This window comes from Pseudomonas sp. S3_B11 (genome assembly GCF_054667715.1).
Window position 1 is genome coordinate 597,188 of record NZ_CP162749.1, and the last position, 18,641, is coordinate 615,828.

Below are 18,641 nucleotides of genomic sequence, written 5' to 3' on the forward strand. Positions count from 1 at the left end.
CCGCGCCTGTCGCGGGTTTTTTCGTTAGAATTCACGCCCTTTTTATGAAACACGCTTTTTGGGATCTGCGCGTTAGCGGGGTTCCTTGAAGTGCCTGACGGAGGCGGACAGCCTGTTTAGCTGTTACGCCCGTGGCGACTATGCAAGACACATTGAGAATCACCGAAGTTTTTTACTCGTTGCAGGGTGAAACGCGGACGGCTGGGCTGCCCACAGTATTTGTGCGCCTCACCGGTTGCCCGTTGCGCTGCCAATACTGCGACAGTGCCTACGCGTTCAGCGGCGGCACCTTGCGAACCCTCGACGATATCCTGGAGCAAGTGGCCAATTATCGTCCGCGTTATGTCTGCGTCACGGGTGGTGAGCCATTGGCGCAACCCAATGCCATCCCCTTGCTCAAGCAGTTGTGCGATGCCGGTTACGAGGTTTCCCTGGAAACCAGCGGCGCCCTGGATATCTCGGCCGTCGACCCGCGCGTCAGTCGCGTCGTGGACCTGAAGACTCCAGGCTCCAAGGAAGCGCACCGCAACCGTTACGAGAATATCGAGTTGCTGACCCCCAACGATCAGGTCAAGTTCGTGATCTGTTCGCGGGAAGATTACGACTGGGCCGTGTCCAAGCTGATCCAGTACGGGCTCGACCAGCGGGCCGGCGAAGTGTTGTTGTCGCCGAGCCATCACGATTTGAGCGCCCGGGACCTGGCGGACTGGGTGGTGGCGGATAACCTGCCGGTGCGCCTGCAACTGCAGCTGCATAAATATCTTTGGAACGACGAGCCGGGGCGCTGATATGACTGAACACTCGAACATTGCTGAAAAACGTGCGGTCATCCTGTTGTCCGGCGGCCTGGATTCGGCCACCGTCGTGGCCATGGCCCGTGCCGAGGGTTACCGCTGCTACACCATGAGTTTCGATTATGGCCAGCGCCACCGCGCTGAACTGCACGCTGCCGAGCGAGTGGCCCGGGACCTGGGCGTGGTGGAACACAAAGTGATCGGCCTGAACCTCAATGGCATTGGTGGCTCGGCCTTGACCGACAGTTCCATCGACGTGCCGGAGGCGCCTAGCGAAGGCATTCCGGTGACCTATGTGCCGGCGCGTAACACCGTATTCCTGTCCTTGGCATTGGGCTGGGCCGAAGTGCTGGGCGCTCGTGACATTTTCATCGGCGTCAATGCCGTGGATTACTCCGGTTACCCGGATTGCCGCCCGGAGTTCGTCGAAGCCTTCGAGCGCATGGCGAACCTGGCGACCAAGGCCGGTGTAGAAGGGCAGGGTTTCCGCATCCTGGCGCCGTTGCAGAATCTCAGCAAGGCCGACATCGTCAAGGCCGGTGTGAAGCTTGGCGTGGACTACGGGCTCACTGTTTCCTGCTATCAGGCCGACGATCAGGGCCGTGCTTGCGGCAAATGCGACAGCTGCCGCCTGCGCGCAGAAGGCTTCGCTGCGGCGGGTGTGAGCGATCCAACCCGTTATTTTTGATTTATTTCAAATTAGGTGTTGAATAGTCCTTAGAAATCAGTATTATACGCGCCACCACACAGCGGGTCGTTAGCTCAGTTGGTAGAGCAGTTGGCTTTTAACCAATTGGTCGTAGGTTCGAATCCCACACGACCCACCATTTTTTGCAGTTTTAAAAGTCTGGAAGGCCCACGAAAGTGAGGATTTCCGGATTTTTTTTTGCCTGCGAGAAAGTGGCCGGACAAGTCCCGAATCTGACTGGTGTGGCGCCAGTCCTTGGGAGATTACGCCATTAACCTGGAAAAGCCGGCCTCAACTCCTAGACTGTTGAAGCCCGCTCCTTGTTCAAGCGCAGCGTGCACCTCGTTATAAAACGCGAGAGGTTCGATCAAGGAGGATTCGACATGAAGCTGCGAATTACCCAGTTTGCTCCATTCGATCAGGGCAAGGATATCAAGGCTGATATCAAGGGCGGATGGTGTGCCGGGGTAACCGCCACGGTCGGCATTGCCGTCGGCTCCTATGATGTGGAAGGGCAACCCGATTTTGGGCATTGGGTCGAGCATGTCGCTTTTGTAAAAGCCAAGGCGGCGTTGCTGAAGATCAATTCCAACCTCAACACGGCCGAAACGCTGCAGGCCGTCCTGGGCCGATACCAGCAAACCCGTGACGTCTGCGGTGACCTGCATAAGTCCAAGTTTGAAGCGCGAGGCTGTAAAGTCCTCCTGAGCTTGTCGGGATGGTTTCCAGTGCTGGGTTATGCGTCCTACTTGAAAAACTCCAAATGGCTGACCAACCATATTGGCTACATCATCCGAGGCGGGGACAAGCTGGTGTTGTTCGACCCCAATTACGGTATCGGTTTATTCACCATTGAAGATGCGCTGCCGCTGAACCTGAACGAGCTGACCAAGGCGATCGGCATCCTTGCCTGGAAGAGTGGCCTTGCCAGTTACCTGCTGTCCTACACGGCGGCGACTTCCGTTGTTGACGAAGATCCCTTGCAACTGCGCTTCTCGACCGATACCGAGGAGAAAATCCGAGCCTTGGAAGAGTACAGCAGTCGTTTTTTCACCGGGACAAAGTAGTAGCGTTAGCGGATATGTCGCCCATAACCCTTTGGGTCAAACCGCAATACCATCACCATCATCAACACCATGACCGCCGTGAGCGACCACCAGGCCCACTCAAAACTCCCCAATTGGTCGCGGATCATCCCGGCAATCAATGGCGAGAGGCCGGCGATGAGATAGCCGACACCCTGCACGAACGCGGTAAGGCCGCCGGCCCGGCGTGGGTTGTCCAGGTGGTCGAGGGAGACGATCAGGCTCATGGGGAACAGGCCGCCGATCCCCAGCCCCAGCAGGCAGGCCCAGAGCAGGCTGAAGCGTTCCGGGCTGAGGATCAGGCCGCAGAAGCCGCCGATGATCAGGGCCAGCAGGACGGCCAGGACCAGGCGTTTATCCCGGCTGCGGTTGGCAATCGCCGGAGTGACCAGGCCGGATAACACTTCCATTGCCGTGAGGAACCCCAGCAACAGGCCAGCGTGCTGTTCGCTCCAGCCCTTTTCCACGTAGTACGGTGCCAGCCAGGCCAGCACGCAGGTGTAGGAGGCGGTGCCCAGGCCAAAGAAAATCGCCAGGAGCCAGGCCCGGGCGTTGCTGGAAAACGCTTCGTGATGCCGGGACGCTGCGTCGGGCAAGGGCGTGATGTTCGAGCGCTGGGCATACCAGCAGCCCAGGGCGACCAGCGCCAACAATGCCCAGATTGCCAGGCCGACGCGCCAACTGCCGGTCTGGGTCAGGACAAAGGGTGAAAACGATGCGGCAATCGCCGCCCCACCCATGATGGAGGTCACGTACAAGCCCATGAACAGCGAGACGTTGTCGGCGAAGCGCGACTTGATCAGTGCCGGCATCACAGCCTGGATCAAGGCGATCCCGAGCCCGGCCACGATCGCACTGGCGATCAACCCGGCGGCGCTGTCCAGGTACAAGCGCGAGGCCGTGGCGATGCCAATGATCAACAGCGACAGCACGATGGTGCGGTGTTCACCGATGCGCAGGGCGATGCGCATGCCCAAGAACATCGCCAGGCCCATCGCCATGACAGGCAACATGGTCAGCAGCGAGGCGGTACTGAAACTCAAGGGCACCTCGCCGCGAATAGCTGACAACAACGGCCCGACCGCTGCCATCGAGGGCCGCAGGTTCAGCGCCACCAAGACGATGCTGACCATCAGCCAGATGGCGTGGGTGCTTGAGGTTCGAATATTTTCCATGGAGCCGCCTTTGCTGGGCAAAGGGGCATTTAGGCTGGCTCCGGACGTTGTGGGCAAATTGAAAATTGGACAGAGGTATTTAAAAGTTCGATAGCGCTACGGAGCTTGTCCGAGAGCCCAATGCCCATCCCTTGTGGGAGCGAGCTTGCTCGCGATGGCGGCAATACCTGCACATCAGTACGAGCTGACCCACCGCTATCGCGAGCAAGCTCGCTCCCACAGAGGGGAAGGTTTAATCCGGCATCGGGCTCAGTGTCCCCAGCCATGCCACCAACCCAAGGATGGCCACCGCCACAGCGAACTCCAGGACCATGCTGCGCCGCAGGGCTGTCACCGCGACCCTGTGCTCGCCGGTGTGTCGGGCCTGCTCCAGCAATGGGCTCAGGTGAAAGCGGTTCAGCGCGGCGAACACCAGCATGGCCGCGAACAAGACGAGTTTGAGCGCCAGCAACTGACCATAGGTGCTGTCCAGTAGTCCTTCGACGCTTGGGCCGACGATGAACAGATAATTGACCACCCCTGTCACGGTGATGAGCACCACGATCACCGCCCCGGCGGTTTCAAACCCGATCAATGTCCGAGCCAGTACCGCCAACTGCGGTTCGGCCTGGCGAAGCAGCAGGGCAAACGCGGCCAAGGCCCCGACCCAGCCACCCGCTGCCCAGAGGTGCAGGAAGTCGGTGATGAAGTGCCAGTTGCGGCGTGCGCCTTCGTCCATGGCGCCGTGTCCTGCCCAGGCCAGCGTCGCCAAGGCCACGGCCCCGCCTAGCGTGACCAGGCCCAGGCTGGCAGTCGGCCAACGTTTATTGAGCGTCACGGCGACAACGGCCAGCAGCAGCGCCGCCATCCGCAGTGTCCAACTCGAGCCGACGTCGGTCTCCAACACCATCATTTCAATGTGCGGCCACAGCTCGGCCCAGTCTGCAACGCCGCTCATGGCCCAGGCCATGCACGCCATGGCGGCGAGGGAGAGCAACCCGCCCAGCACCGCCGTGGTCACTAACAGCGGTGTGAAAGGCAGTTGCGCGCCTGACACCCGTTCCTGGCCTCGCAGGCTATAGAGCCCGAACGCGGCCAGGCCGAACAACAACATCAAATCCAGGTACAGGGCAAAGCGCAGCGCAATGTTGATCGAGTCGCTCATCAACTCACTTCACCTTGAACGTGACGTTACCGGTGATCGGGTGAGTGTCGGACGACACCGCGCGCCATTGGACCTGATAGGTGCCGGCGGTGAGGGGACCATTCGGGACAATGACCATGGTTTTCGGGTCATCGCTGCCGGAGACCTTGGCTGGCATAGGCATGGGCGAATGCGCCGCCATGCCGGGCATCTCGGTCATCATCAGCTTGGCACCGGAAAACTTGGTCATCAGGTTTTCGGAAAAATGCAGCTCGATCTTTGCCGGTGCCGCACCTTCGGCGCCTTCGGCAGGGGTAGAGGACAGCAGTTTCGGGTGGGCCTGGGCCAGGCCACTGACCAACAGGCCGGTGGACAAGGCGACAGCAACAACAGCGGTTTTGATGAATGACATGCAAGGACTCCTACAGCTTGGTTTTTTAGTTTTGAGTGAAACAGGTCAGTGGCTCAGAACCACATGCGCACGCCCAACACCAGGCGGGCTTCGCTGCGGTCTTCGCCTTCTTCACGGGCGTAATCGGCGGTGTTGCCGTAGACCCGATTCCAGGTGACGCCAATGTAGGGTGCGAATTCGCGGCGTATTTCATAACGCAACCGTACGCCGAGTTCGGTGTCCGACAGCCCTGATCCGACGCCGCGGGCAGGATCGTTCTTGCCATAGAAGTTGACCCCGGCGGTGGGCTGCAGGATCAACCGATTGGTCAGCAAGATGTCGTAGTCGCCTTCCAGCCGCGCCGCGCTCTGGCCACCTTCGCCGATGAACGCGGTGGCCTCGGCTTCGAAGTTGTACAGCGCCATGCCTTGCACGCCGAAGGCGGCCCAGGTTTGTGGATCGCCCGGCTTGAAGTCCTGGCGTACGCCGGCCACCACGTCCCACCAAGGACTGATGGCGTGGCCCCACAGGGCCTGAAGTTCCGCCTCTTCGGTCTTGCCGTTGAGGCGTTCACCTTCGGAGCGCAGCCACAAACGGTCGATGTCGCCACCGATCCAGCCGGAGGCATCCCAGCTCAGGGCGCTGCCGTCATCGGCGTCTTGCCACTCCAGCTGGTCGATGAGGAAAAACGAATTGATGGCGCTGTCATGCATCGCGTGTCCGCCATGATCCTCGTAGACGGCGGCGCGGTCGGCGGCGGTCAGTTCCGGGATCGGCGTGCGACTGGTGGTCGGCGCTGATTGCATGGGTTCCATGCCCTGCATCGAGTCCATGCCTTGCATCGAATCCATACCTTGCATCTGGCTATGGTCCATCCCGGGCATCTGGCTGTGATCCATGCCTTGCATGTCGTTGCCCGCCGCCCAGGCCGAGGTGGTGGCGCCGAGGGTCAGGCTGGCAATGAGTGCCATGGGGTAGTGAAAAACAGTGGTCATGGTCGGCTCCTCATTCCTGCACCCGAACTTCACGGAACATCCCCATCTCCATGTGAAACAGCAGATGACAGTGGTACGCCCAGCGCCCGAGGGCATCGGCGGTGACGCGGTAGCTGCGCTTGGCACCCGGTGGCACGTCGATGGTGTGCTTGCGCACCATGAACTGGCCGCTCTCGTCCTCCAGGTCGCTCCACATGCCGTGCAGGTGGATGGGGTGGGTCATCATGGTGTCGTTGATCAGCACGATGCGCAGTCGCTCGCCGTACTTGAGCAGCAGCGGCGCGGCGTCGGAAAATTTCACGCCATTGAACGACCAGGCGAATTTCTCCATGTGCCCGGTCAGGTGCAGCTCGATCGTACGGCCCGGCTCGCGGCCGTCAGGGTCGGGGAAGGTGCTGCGCAGGTCCGAGTAGGTCAGCACTTTGCGGCCGTTGTTGCGCAGCCCCATGCCGGGGTCGTCGAGCTTGGGCTTGACGCTCATGGCCTGCATGTCCACCAGGGGATTGTCTTTCTCGGTGTCGGGATGCGACAGCATGCCGTCCATGCCCTGCATGGCACCGTGATCCATCCCGGCCATGTCGCCCATGCCCTGCATCTGGCTATGATCCATACCTTGCATCTGGCTGTCGTCCATCCCGGCCATGCCCTGCATCGAGCCGTGGTCCATGCCACTCATCTGCCCCATGTCGCCCATGCTGCCGTGGTCCATGCCACCCATGCCCATGTCGTCCATGGTCACCAATGGCCGCGGGTCCAGGGGCGGCACCGGTGCCGACAACCCGGCCCTGGCCGCGAGGGTGCCGCGGGCATAGCCGGTGCGGTCCATGGACTGGGCGAACAGGGTGTAGGCCTCCTGGGTTGGTTCGACAATGACGTCATAGGTTTCGGCCACGGCGATCCGGAACTCATCGACGCTCACCGGTTTGACGTATTGGCCGTCGGACGCCACCACCGTCATCTTCAAGCCGGGAATACGCACGTCGAAATAGCTCATGGCCGAGCCGTTGATAAAGCGCAGGCGAAGACGTTCGCCAGGCTTGAACAGGCCGGTCCAGTTCATGTCCGGCGCCTGGCCGTTCATGAGATAGGTGTAGGTGGCGCCACTGACATCGGCCAGGTCAGTGGGATTCATCTTCATCTCGGCCCACATCTTGCGGTCGGCCACGGTACTGGCCCAGCCGTTCTTGCCCACATCGTCAATGAAGTCGCCGACGGTGCGTTTGTTGTAGTTGTAGTAGTCCGACTGTTTCTTGAGCTTGCGAAGGATGTTGCCGGGGTCCTCATCGGTCCAGTCGGTGAGCATCACCACATAGTCCCGTTCGTACTGGAAGGGCTCCGGTTCCCGGGCGTCGATCACCAGCGGGCCGTAGACCCCGGATTGTTCCTGGAAGCCGGAATGGCTGTGGTACCAGTAGGTGCCGTTTTGCCGGACCTTGAACTGATACACGTACATGCCGTCGGGTTCGATGCCCTTGAAACTCAACCCCGGAACGCCGTCCATGTTGGCTGGCAGCAGGATGCCGTGCCAGTGGATGGACGTGGTGTCCTTCAAGCGATTGCGCACCCGCAGGGTCACGGTGTCGCCTTCACGCCAGCGCAGCAGCGGGCCGGGGATGCCACCGTTGATGGTCTGGGCGGTGCGTGGCTTGCCGGTGAAATTGACCGGGCTTTCGCCGATGAACAGATCGAACTCGGTGCCGCTCAGGACGTTGGGCTGGCCCGGGCCGGTGACCGCCCAGACAGGCGCGCGCCACAAGCCCAGGCCGCCGAGGATGCCGCCGGCAGTCAGGCCCTTTACGAAGGTTCGCCGGGAAGTTTTTGTTTGCATACGATGGAAGTCCGTCAGTCGATTCGCAGCGAACACGGGGGCAATCCCCCGGTGTCGCTTTGAAAAGAAGATGACATAAGCCGGCCGGGCAGGTGATTACATTTCGGTCAGCTTGCTCTTGCTGGGGCGCGCGTCCGCTTCCAGGGTCGGGCACAGGTCAGAATGATCTTTTGCATCGACGGGATATTCTGTAGCCTTGCCGGCTTCACGCTGTCCCGTGCCTGATTGATACCCACTTTCCCGGCGGTACCCGAGTGGTCCGGAGCCGGGTGTATACTCGACTTTCGCGCTAAACGCGCTTGCAGGTCTTGCGAACATGACGCAAATTTCCGAACGCCTTCTGGTCCAGGCCCACCTCGACGCCAAGCAGCCCAAGCCGCTGACCGCCGAGCAAGAGGCCTGGTACCGCGCCGCCATCGCCGCCGAGCTCAAGGCTCAGGACGCGGTGCTGGTCGCGCACTTCTACTGCGACCCGATCATCCAGGCCCTGGCCGAAGAGACCGGTGGTTGCGTGTCCGACTCCCTGGAAATGGCCCGCTTCGGCAATGCCCACCCGGCCAAGACCGTGGTGGTAGCGGGGGTCAAGTTCATGGGCGAGACCGCCAAGATCCTCAACCCCGAAAAACGTGTGTTGATGCCCACCCTGGAAGCCACCTGCTCCCTGGACCTGGGCTGCCCGGTGGACGAATTCTCAGCGTTCTGCGACCAGCATCCGGAGCGCACCGTGGTGGTGTATGCCAACACTTCGGCGGCAGTGAAGGCCCGGGCCGACTGGGTGGTGACGTCCAGTTGCGCGCTGGAAATCGTCGAGAGCCTGATGGACAACGGCGAGACGATCATCTGGGGCCCGGACAAGCACCTGGGCACTTACATCCAGCGCAAGACCGGCGCCGACATGCTGCTCTGGGACGGTGCCTGCATCGTCCACGAAGAGTTCAAGTCCAAGCAGTTGGAGGACATGAAGGCGCTGTACCCGGACGCCGCGATCCTGGTGCACCCGGAGTCGCCGACGTCGGTGATCGAACTGGCGGATGCCGTGGGCTCCACCAGCCAATTGATCGCCGCGGCCCAGACCCTGCCGAACAAGACGCTGATCGTCGCCACCGACCGGGGCATTTTCTACAAGATGCAGCAGCTGTGCCCGGACAAGGTCTTCATCGAAGCCCCTACCGCCGGCAACGGCGCGGCGTGCCGCAGTTGTGCACACTGCCCATGGATGGCGATGAATACCCTGGAGCGCACGCTCAAGAGCTTGCAGGAGGGCGCCAACGAGATCTTCGTCGACCCGGCGCTGATCCCCCAAGCGATTCGCCCGCTCAAGCGCATGCTGGACTTCACCCAGGCGGCGCGGATGAAGCTGGCGGGCAATGCCTGATTGAAGGCGAGAGGCTTGATCGTTCCCACGCTCTGCGTGGGAATGTAGCCAGGGATGCTCCGCGTCCCAAAAGCCGAACGCGGAGCGTCCGCAGAGGCGTTCCCACGCAGAGCGTGGGAACGATCAAGGATGAACGAAGTTATTTGGTTTTCTTGGGAATCCGCACCAGCTGCGTATCCGAGTAGATGTCATGCCAACTGCGCTTGCGCTTGTCGAACAGCGCCCAGATGAAGCCCAGCCCCACCAGCAGCAATGACGCAATCGCTACCACGAACCGCAACAGCGCCTGCCACAGGCTGATGGCCGTGCCATCGGCGTTCTGTACACGGATGCACCACACCTGCATGCCCAGGGTCTGGCCGTTGTGGGTCCAGAACTTGGCGAAGAAGCCGAACAGCACGAACAGCAGTACGGTGGACAGCAGCGGGTCACCGTCCAGTGCGCCGGCTTCGGTCAGGGCGCGCATTTTTTCTTCGCCGATGATCGCCATCTGGATCATTTTGTAGGCACCGCTGGTGACGATCAGCAGCGCCGTGCACAGCAAGAAGTCATAAAACATCGCTGCCAGGCGACGGCCCAGGCCGGCGGGAGGAAAGTCGCCCTGGGGAGTGAGCAGGTGTTTCGACATGACGGCCTCAGTTGAAAAAAGAAGCCATTTTACGGATTTACGCCCATAAAAAAGCCCCTGATATCAATCAGGGGCTTTTTTATTGTGCGAAAGCCTTAGGCTTCTGCTTGAACCTCGTCAGCCTGCATGCCTTTCTGGCCTTGCACAGCAACGAAAGTGACTTTCTGGCCTTCTTTCAGGCTCTTGAAGCCGTTGCCCTGGATGGCGCGGAAATGCACGAACAGGTCCGGACCGCTTTCAGGCGTGATAAAACCAAAACCCTTCTCGTCGTTGAACCACTTGACGGTACCGCTCTGACGTTGAGACATTTTCTTATTTCCTTTGACGCTAAAATTGATGACAGCCTCTTTCGCATGAAAGAGTACTGGGCTGGGTTGCAGGAAAGTAAGAGACGTCGAACGGGATGTAGCGAACTTCATAAGCTACTGCCCAGGTCACGATTCCAAGCGACCCATGCAAACACAGTGACCAAACTCTACGCCAACTACGAATGAAAAAACAACCCCCCGGGGAAGCCCGTATTTGCTCAGCTTGCAGGCATTTACATACATCGCCGGGCGGGGCTTATTCGATAGGCTAGTTCAATTGTTAACGACCGTTATAAGCGCCATTGAATGTCTAAGGATATGCACCTTTTTATGGCGGTTGCGTTACACATTAGTGCACGTATAACGCAATCGCGTTACTTATAGAAACAGTCAATCAACCGCGGTAGTAGCGTTGTGGGACGAATGGCATTTTGCTTACAAGTAAAGGCACCTTTTTCCCACGCACGATGGCCCAAACTGGCGTATCCAGTGCGACATAGGCGCTGTCCAGGTAACCCATCGCCAACGGACCGCCCAGGGTCGGGCCGAAACCACCGCTGCACACCGTCCCGATAATCTCGCCCGCTTCGTTGACGATCTCTGCGCCTTCGCGCACCGGTGTGCGTTCCTGGGGCAGCAGGCCGACGCGTTTGCGCTTCACGCCGCCCTGTTGTTGGGCGAACACGGTTTCAGCGCCGGGGAAACCGCCAGCGCGAGCGCCGTCGGCACGACGTACTTTGGAAATCGCCCACAACAGGCTGGCTTCGATCGGCGTGGTCTCGGTGTTCATGTCGTGGCCATAGAGGCACAGGCCGGCTTCCAGGCGCAGGGAGTCACGGGCACCGAGGCCGATGGCCGCGACTTCCGGCTCGGCCAGCAGGGCGCGGGCCAGTTTTTCCGCATCGGCGGCGGGTACCGAGATTTCGAAACCGTCTTCACCGGTGTAGCCCGAACGGCTGACAAAGCAGTCCACGCCCAGCAGCGTGACGCGCTGGAACTGCATGAAGGTCATCTTCGCCACGTCCGGCGCCAGGCGTGCGAGCACGGTGACGGCAGCCGGGCCTTGCAGGGCGAGCAGGGCACGGGCTTCGAACAGTGGCTCGATGCTGCACTGCGCACCAATGTGGGCCCGCAGGTGAGCCAGGTCCTGGTCCTTGCAGGCCGCGTTGACCACCAGGAACAGTTCGTCATTGCCCAGGTTGGCGACCATCAGGTCGTCAAGGATGCCGCCGTTCTCGTTGGTGAACATGGCGTAGCGCTGCATGCCCACCGGCAGGTCGATGATGTCCACCGGCACCAGGGTTTCCAGGGCCTTGGCGGCGCCTGCGCCGGTCAGGCGGATCTGGCCCATGTGGGACACGTCGAACAGCCCGGCCTGATCACGGGTGTGCTGGTGTTCCTTCATCACCCCCAGAGGGTACTGCACCGGCATGTCGTAGCCGGCGAACGGCACCATGCGGGCACCGAGTTCGAGGTGCAGCGCGTGCAGCGGGGTCTTCAGCAGTTGTTCGGTGGACATATCAGCTCCTGGAAAAAATGTGGAAGTGAGGCAAGCGCATCAGCATTCGATGATGTTGACCGCCAGACCGCCGCGGGCGGTCTCCTTGTATTTGCTTTTCATGTCGGCGCCGGTCTGGCGCATGGTGCGGATGACTTTGTCGAGGGAGACGAAGTGATGCCCGTCGCCGCGCATGGCCATGCGTACCGCGTTGATGGCCTTCACCGAGCCCATGGCGTTGCGTTCGATGCACGGCACCTGCACCAGGCCGCCGATCGGGTCACAGGTCAGGCCGAGGTTGTGTTCCATGCCGATCTCGGCGGCGTTTTCCACTTGCTGCACGCTGCCGCCGAGCACTTCGCAGAGGGCGCCGGCGGCCATGGAACAGGCCACGCCCACTTCACCCTGGCAACCGACTTCAGCGCCGGAGATGGAGGCGTTTTCCTTGTACAGGATGCCGATGGCGGCGGCGGTCAGCAGGAAACGCACCACGCCATCCTCGCTGGCCCCGGGGATAAAGCGCATGTAGTAATGCAGCACGGCCGGGATGATCCCCGCCGCCCCGTTGGTGGGCGCGGTGACGACGCGCCCGCCATAGGCGTTTTCTTCGTTGACCGCCAAGGCATACAAGTTGACCCAGTCCAGTACTGACAGTGGGTCGCGCAGTGCGGCTTCCGGGTTCTTGCACAGCTGGCGGTGCAACGCCGCGGCCCGGCGCTTGACCTTCAGCCCGCCTGGCAGAATCCCTTCGTTGCGACAGCCGGCGGCCACGCAATCCTGCATCACCTGCCAGATTTTCAGCAGGCCGGCACGGGTCTCGGCTTCGGGGCGCCAGGCGCTTTCGTTGGTCAGCATTACCTGGCTGATGGACAGGCCATAGGTGCTGCAATGACCCAGCAGGTCCTTGGCACTCTTGAACGGGAAGGTCAGGGGCGTAGCATCTTCGACGATGCGGTCGGCGCCGGCCGCGTCTTCATCGACGACAAAGCCGCCGCCGACCGAGTAGTACTCGCGGCTGCGCACTTGCAGCCCGGCGGCATCAAAGGCGCGGAAGATCATGCCGTTGGGGTGGAAGGCCAGCGGCTTGCGGATCATTGCCAGGTGCAGCTTTTCATTGAATTCGATGGAGTGTTCGCCGAGCAGGTTCAGGCGACCGCTGCTGCGGATCGCTTGCAGGCGGGCGTCGACGGTTTCGGTGTCCACGGTGTCGGGATGCTCGCCTTCCAGGCCCAGCAGCACGGCCTTGTCGCTGCCGTGGCCCTTGCCCGTGGCGCCGAGCGAGCCGTAGAGCTCGACCTTGACGCTGGTGGTGCAATTGAGCAAGTCATCGCGACGCAGCCCCTCGGCGAAACGGGCAGCGGCACGCATCGGGCCGACGGTATGGGAGCTGGAAGGGCCGATACCGATCTTGAACAGGTCGAACACGCTTAACGACATGGTGTTTCTCCGGTTTCTTTTTATGAGGATCGACGGTGGTTTAAGGTCTGACATGGATCCTTGTGGGAGCGAGCCTGCTCGCGATAGCGGAGTGTCAGGCAACATCTCTATTGGCTGTTACGCCGCTATCGCGAGCAGGCTCGCTCCCACAGGGGATTCGGAGGGCTGGTAGATCGCCCTCCGTTCAGGTCAAGCGTAGCTTTCGATCGACGGGCAGGCGCAGACCAGGTTGCGGTCGCCGAACACGTTGTCGACCCGGCCCACGGGCGGCCAGTACTTGCCTTCGATCAACGACGCCACCGGGTACACCGCCTGTTCGCGGCTGTAAGGGTGGGTCCACTCACCGACGATTTCCGCCGCGGTGTGCGGGGCGTTTTTCAGTGGGTTGTCGTCTTTGTCCAGGCTGCCGTTTTCCACCGCGCGAATTTCTTCGCGGATGCAGATCATGGCGTCGCAGAAGCGGTCCAGTTCTTCCTTGGATTCGCTTTCGGTCGGCTCGATCATCAACGTGCCGGCCACCGGGAACGACATGGTCGGCGCGTGGAAACCGAAGTCGATCAGGCGCTTGGCCACGTCATCGACGCTGATGCCGCTGCTGTCCTTGAGTGGACGCAGGTCGAGGATGCATTCATGGGCCACCAGACCGTTACTGCCGGAGTAGAGCACCGGGTAGTGCTCTTCCAGGCGACGGGCGATGTAGTTGGCGTTGAGGATCGCCAGTTGCGAGGCGCGCTTGAGGCCGGCGCCGCCCATCATGCGGATATACATCCAGGTGATCGGCAGGATGCTCGCGCTGCCGAATGGCGCCGCGCACACCGCGCCTTCCTTGCGTTCCATGTTGGCGTGGCCCGGCAGGAACGGTGCCAGGTGCGACTTGACGCCAATCGGGCCGACGCCCGGGCCGCCACCGCCGTGGGGAATGCAGAAGGTCTTGTGCAGGTTCAGGTGCGACACGTCGCCGCCGAACTTGCCTGGGGCGCAGAGGCCGACCATGGCGTTCATGTTGGCGCCGTCGATGTACACCTGGCCGCCGTTGTCATGAATGATGCCGCAGATTTCGCGGATGCCTTCTTCGAACACACCGTGAGTGGACGGGTAGGTGATCATCAATGCGGCGAGGTGTTCGCGGTGCTCGATGGCCTTGGCCCGCAGGTCTTCGATGTCGACGTTGCCGCGGGCATCGCAGGCGGTCACGACCACGCGCATGCCGGCCATGTGGGCGGTGGCCGGGTTGGTGCCGTGGGCCGAGGACGGGATCAGGCAAATGTCGCGACGGTCTTCGCCACGGCTCTGGTGATAGGCACGGATCGCCAGCAGGCCAGCGTATTCGCCCTGGGAACCGGCGTTGGGTTGCAGCGACACTGCGTCATAGCCGGTGGCGGCGCAGAGCATGGCCTCCAGCTCGTCGGTCAGTTGCTGGTAGCCAGCGCTCTGCTCGGCCGGGGCGAATGGGTGCAGGGCGCCGAACTCGGCCCAGGTCACCGGGATCATTTCGCTGGCGGCGTTGAGTTTCATGGTGCAGGAACCCAGCGGGATCATGGTGCGATCCAGGGCCAGGTCCTTGTCGGCGAGCTTGCGCAGGTAGCGCATCAGCTCGGTTTCGGAGTGGTAGCGGTTGAACACTGGGTGGCTGAGGATCGCCGATTGGCGCACCAGCTCGGCCGGGATACGGCTTTGCACGCTGGCGGCCAGTGCCGCGAAGTCCGGCAGTGCCTTGCCGTCGGCCAACAGCTTCCACAGTGCTTCAACGTCAGCCTGGCTGGTGGTCTCGTCCAGGGACAGGCCCAAGCGTTCAGCGTCCACCACACGCAGGTTGATGCGCTGTGCGCGGGCCTTGTCGTGCAGGGCAGCGGTTTGCGCGCCGGTGCGCAAGGTCAGGGTGTCGAAGAAGCTCTCTTGCTCGACGCTCAGCCCTAGCGCGCCCAGGCCCTTGGCGAGGATCGCGGTCAGGTGATGGATGCGATTGGCAATTTGCACCAGGCCCTTGGGACCGTGGTACACGGCGTACATGCTGGCGATGTTGGCCAGCAGTACCTGGGCGGTGCAGATGTTGCTCGTGGCTTTCTCGCGGCGGATGTGTTGCTCGCGGGTCTGCATCGCCAGGCGCAGGGCCGGCTTGCCGAAACGGTCCACGGAAACGCCAACCAGACGACCCGGCATGTCGCGCTTGAAGGCGTCCTTGGTGGAGAAATACGCCGCGTGCGGGCCACCGAAGCCCAGCGGCACACCGAAGCGCTGGGCGCTGCCGATGGCCACGTCGGCGCCGAATTCACCTGGCGGGGTCAACAGGGTCAGGGCCAGCAGGTCCGCAGCCACGGCCACCAAGGCGTTGGCAGCGTGGAAGCGTTCGGTCAGTTCGCGGTAGTCGAACAGGTCACCGTTGCTGGCTGGGTACTGCAGCAGCGCGCCGAAGAAACCGCTGACGTCGCTCAGTTCGCGCTCATCGCCGACCACCACGTCGATGCCCAGGGGCTCGGCACGGGTGCGCAGCACGTCGAGGGTTTGCGGGTGGCTGTGTACGGAGGCGAAGAACGCGTTGCTGCCCTTGTTCTTGCTCAGGCGCTTGCAGAAGGTCATGGCTTCGGCGGCGGCGGTGGCTTCGTCGAGCAAGGAGGCGTTGGCGATCGGCAGGCCGGTAAGGTCGCTGATCAAGGTCTGGAAGTTCAACAGCGCTTCGAGACGGCCCTGGGATATTTCTGGCTGGTACGGGGTGTAGGCGGTGTACCAGGCCGGGTTTTCCAGCAGATTGCGCAGGATCGGTGACGGCGTATGGCAGTTGTAGTAGCCCTGGCCGATGTAGGTCTTGAACAGTTGGTTCTTGGCGGCGATGGCCTTGATCGAGGCCAGTGCATCGGCTTCGCTCTGGCCGTCGCCCATGTCCAGCACGCTGGTGCCCTTGATGCTTTCCGGGATGACGCTGGCGCTCAGGGCTTCAAGGGAGTCGTAGCCCAGGCGCTCGAGCATGGCTTGCTCGTCGCTGGCACGCGGGCCGATGTGGCGGGCGATGAATTCGTTGGCAGTGCCGAGATTAACGGTCATGTGGCGCTCCTCAGGCTTCGGCGTTGGCTTTGATCAGGCGGTCGTAAGCGTCCTGATCCAGCAGTTGGCCAACGGCAGCGGCGTTGACTGGCTTGAAACGGAAAAACCAGCCATCGCCCAGGGGATCTTCGTTGACCAGTTCCGGATTGCTTTCCAGGGCCGGGTTCACTTCGAGCACTTCACCGTCCAGTGGCATGTAGACACCGCTGGCCGCTTTCACCGATTCCACGGTGGAGGCTTCGGCACCCTTGTCATAGCTTTGCAGTTCCGGTAACTGAACATAGACCACATCGCCCAAGGCGTTCTGGGCAAACGCAGTAATACCGACAGTAACGCTGCCGTCGGCTTCGGTGCGCAGCCATTCGTGATCTTCAGTGAAACGCAACTCGCTCATGGAAACTCCTGGGGCCAGATTCGTCTGGTGGACGCGAAGAAGGCGCGGGGCTTGGCCCGGCCGAATGCTAATACCCATAGCAAGAATGCGGCCAATATTAATAAGTGCTTATATATCAACCGCTTGACTGGTTTTTTCGAAGCTTGGCTCGACTTCGCTGTAGCGAAATCGCTACAGCTGGGAGGCTGGATAAAATCGTTGTGGGATCAAAGCCTTGCGCAGCGCTGCTTAGCGATGAGTGTAGCGATATCGTTCCACTGTAGCGCTTTCAGTACAGGTGGAGGTCGTTTTTGACGCGATTTCGACCACAACACAGAACCCTTGTGGGAGCGAGCTTATGGTTTCCCGGAAATCCCGTATTTACGCAACCGATGGGCAATCGCGGTGTGGGAAGTTTGCAGGCGGTTGGCGAGCTGGCGGGTGGAGGGGTAGTTGACGTAGAGGCTTTCGAGCAGGTGCTTCTCGAAGCTTTCCACGGCCTGTTCCAGGCTTTCGACTTCCACATCGCCCTGACGCGCCACGGAGGTGCCGGCGATGTCCAGGTCGCCGATATCCACCAGGCTGCTTTCGCAAATGGCGGCGGCGCGGAAGATCACGTTCTGCAATTGCCGCACGTTGCCCGGCCAGCGGTTGCCCAGCAGGGCCGGGTAAGTGCCGGGCGCCAGGCGGCAGACCGGGCGCTGGATCTGCGCGCAGGCCTGCTGCATGAAGTAACGCGCCAGCAGCAGGATGTCCTGGCCGCGTTCCCGCAGCGGCGGGACTTCGACATTGAGCACGTTCAGGCGATAGAACAGATCTTCGCGGAACGAGCCCTCGCTGACCATTTTCTCCAGGTTGCGGTGGGTGGCGCTGAGGATCCGCACGTTGACCTTGATTTCCCGGTCGCCGCCCACCCGGCGGAAGCTGCCATCGTTCAGGAAGCGCAGCAGCTTGGCTTGCAGGTACGGCGACATCTCGCCGATTTCATCGAGGAATACCGTGCCCTGGTTCGCCAGCTCCATCAGCCCTGGTTTGCCGCCCCGTTGCGCCCCGGTGAAGGCGCCGGGGGCATAGCCGAACAGTTCGCTTTCCGCCAGGTTCTCCGGCAATGCCGCGCAGTTCAGGGCCAGGAACGGTGCGCCATGACGGGCGCTGATGGCGTGGCAAGCCCGGGCCACCAGTTCCTTGCCGGTGCCGGTTTCGCCCTGGATCAGCAGCGGTGCATCCAGCGCCGCGACCCGCTGGGCCCGGGCTTTGAGGGTGCGGATCGCCGGGGATTCGCCCAGCAGCGCGTCGAAACCTTCGGCGTGATCGTGATGCAGGGCCGACAGGCGCTCGCCGATGCGGTTCGGCTGGTACAGCGTCAGCAGCGCGCCGGCGTCGGTGATGGGGGTGGCGTCCAGCAGCAAGGTCTGGCCGTTGAGGGTGATTTCCCGCAGCGGCAAGCGAAAACCGTTCTCCAGCAAGGCGTCCAGCAAGGCCTCGTCACCGAACAGCTCGGCCACGCTTTCCCCGGCCGGTTCACGACCGTACAGGGCAATCAGCGCCGGATTGGCCAGCAACACCTTGCCGGCACTGTCCAGGGCCAGTACCGGGTCGGTCATGGCCGCGAGCAAGGCATCGAGCTGCAAGTGCCGACGCTGGCCCGGCAGGATGTCCACCACGGTGACCGCCTGCACGCCGCGCACGCTGAACAGCGCCTCGCGCAACTCGTCGAGCACTTGCGGGCTGAGGGTCGGGGCGTCGATGTAGACGTTGGGCGGCACCATCTCCACCGCATCCAGATTGAGATTGCGCCCACCGAGCAAGGCCAGGACTTCCTGGGTGATGCCGACGCGGTCGATAAAACTGACGTGGATACGCATGGGGCGATGGATTCTGGAACTCGGAGGGCCGCAAGTATG

16 protein-coding genes and 1 tRNA gene are annotated in these 18,641 nt (G+C 61.7%); 5 read left to right on the top strand and 12 right to left on the bottom strand.

The window, feature by feature from the left end; genetic code table 11:
- The first annotated feature begins 140 nt into the window (after positions 1-140).
- The 4 genes from queE (at position 141) to AB4O22_RS02735 (ending at position 2,549) form a co-directional block, all read left to right on the top strand.
- On the top strand, positions 141-788 hold the full coding sequence (queE, locus tag AB4O22_RS02720) for a 7-carboxy-7-deazaguanine synthase QueE (protein WP_460095842.1): 648 nt from the start codon (positions 141-143) through the stop codon (positions 786-788).
- Between the two features lie 19 nt (positions 789-807).
- Positions 808-1,482, top strand: a complete 675-nt coding sequence (gene queC, locus AB4O22_RS02725) for a 7-cyano-7-deazaguanine synthase QueC (protein WP_161796660.1) — start codon at positions 808-810, stop codon at positions 1,480-1,482.
- Between the two features lie 63 nt (positions 1,483-1,545).
- Positions 1,546-1,621, top strand: a tRNA-Lys gene (locus AB4O22_RS02730).
- Positions 1,622-1,865: 244 nt separating this feature from the next.
- Entirely contained in the window at positions 1,866-2,549 is a 684-nt protein-coding gene (locus tag AB4O22_RS02735; RefSeq protein ID WP_003205022.1) for a hypothetical protein, read from the top strand.
- A 5-nt stretch (positions 2,550-2,554) separates the two neighbouring features.
- On the opposite strand, the gene AB4O22_RS02740 is transcribed toward AB4O22_RS02735, so the two are convergent.
- The 5 genes from AB4O22_RS02740 to AB4O22_RS02760 all read right to left on the bottom strand — a co-directional run bounded on the left by AB4O22_RS02740 (position 2,555) and on the right by AB4O22_RS02760 (position 8,079).
- Entirely contained in the window at positions 2,555-3,742 is a 1,188-nt protein-coding gene (locus tag AB4O22_RS02740; protein ID WP_223472710.1) for a cyanate transporter, read from the bottom strand.
- Between the two features lie 232 nt (positions 3,743-3,974).
- Entirely contained in the window at positions 3,975-4,886 is a 912-nt protein-coding gene (gene copD / locus AB4O22_RS02745; protein ID WP_223472709.1) for a copper homeostasis membrane protein CopD, read from the bottom strand.
- Between the two features lie 4 nt (positions 4,887-4,890).
- Positions 4,891-5,277 carry a copper homeostasis periplasmic binding protein CopC gene (copC, locus tag AB4O22_RS02750; protein WP_003205017.1) on the bottom strand — a complete coding sequence of 129 codons (387 nt, stop codon included), beginning with the start codon at positions 5,275-5,277 and terminating at the stop codon, positions 4,891-4,893.
- A 53-nt stretch (positions 5,278-5,330) separates the two neighbouring features.
- A complete protein-coding gene (locus AB4O22_RS02755; RefSeq protein WP_460095843.1) occupies positions 5,331-6,251 on the bottom strand; it encodes a copper resistance protein B in 921 nt (306 codons plus the stop codon).
- A 10-nt stretch (positions 6,252-6,261) separates the two neighbouring features.
- A complete protein-coding gene (locus tag AB4O22_RS02760; protein ID WP_460095845.1) occupies positions 6,262-8,079 on the bottom strand; it encodes a copper resistance system multicopper oxidase in 1,818 nt (605 codons plus the stop codon).
- A 316-nt stretch (positions 8,080-8,395) separates the two neighbouring features.
- On the opposite strand from AB4O22_RS02760, the gene nadA reads away from it, so the two are divergent.
- Positions 8,396-9,454 (top strand): quinolinate synthase NadA, encoded by a 1,059-nt coding sequence (gene nadA, locus AB4O22_RS02765; RefSeq protein ID WP_003205010.1) that lies wholly within the window; start codon positions 8,396-8,398, stop codon positions 9,452-9,454.
- A gap of 139 nt (positions 9,455-9,593) precedes the next feature.
- On the opposite strand, the gene AB4O22_RS02770 is transcribed toward nadA, so the two are convergent.
- The 7 genes from AB4O22_RS02770 to AB4O22_RS02800 form a co-directional block, all read right to left on the bottom strand.
- Positions 9,594-10,082 (bottom strand): RDD family protein, encoded by a 489-nt coding sequence (locus AB4O22_RS02770; RefSeq protein ID WP_003205008.1) that lies wholly within the window; start codon positions 10,080-10,082, stop codon positions 9,594-9,596.
- A 95-nt stretch (positions 10,083-10,177) separates the two neighbouring features.
- The gene (locus tag AB4O22_RS02775) at positions 10,178-10,390 is read right to left on the bottom strand and encodes a cold-shock protein (RefSeq protein ID WP_003175786.1); all 213 of its coding nucleotides are present in this window, start codon (positions 10,388-10,390) and stop codon (positions 10,178-10,180) included.
- Between the two features lie 394 nt (positions 10,391-10,784).
- Complete coding sequence (gene gcvT / locus AB4O22_RS02780; RefSeq protein WP_013694108.1) at positions 10,785-11,909, bottom strand: glycine cleavage system aminomethyltransferase GcvT; 1,125 nt, start codon at positions 11,907-11,909, stop codon at positions 10,785-10,787.
- 39 nt (positions 11,910-11,948) lie between these two features.
- Complete coding sequence (locus AB4O22_RS02785) at positions 11,949-13,325, bottom strand: L-serine ammonia-lyase (RefSeq protein ID WP_003205004.1); 1,377 nt, start codon at positions 13,323-13,325, stop codon at positions 11,949-11,951.
- A 189-nt stretch (positions 13,326-13,514) separates the two neighbouring features.
- Positions 13,515-16,364 (bottom strand): aminomethyl-transferring glycine dehydrogenase, encoded by a 2,850-nt coding sequence (gcvP, locus tag AB4O22_RS02790; protein WP_460095846.1) that lies wholly within the window; start codon positions 16,362-16,364, stop codon positions 13,515-13,517.
- A gap of 10 nt (positions 16,365-16,374) precedes the next feature.
- Positions 16,375-16,758 carry a glycine cleavage system protein GcvH gene (gcvH, locus tag AB4O22_RS02795; protein WP_003205000.1) on the bottom strand — a complete coding sequence of 128 codons (384 nt, stop codon included), beginning with the start codon at positions 16,756-16,758 and terminating at the stop codon, positions 16,375-16,377.
- Positions 16,759-17,093: 335 nt separating this feature from the next.
- A complete protein-coding gene (locus AB4O22_RS02800; RefSeq protein ID WP_013694106.1) occupies positions 17,094-18,602 on the bottom strand; it encodes a sigma-54-dependent transcriptional regulator in 1,509 nt (502 codons plus the stop codon).
- Positions 18,603-18,641: the final 39 nt, after the last annotated feature.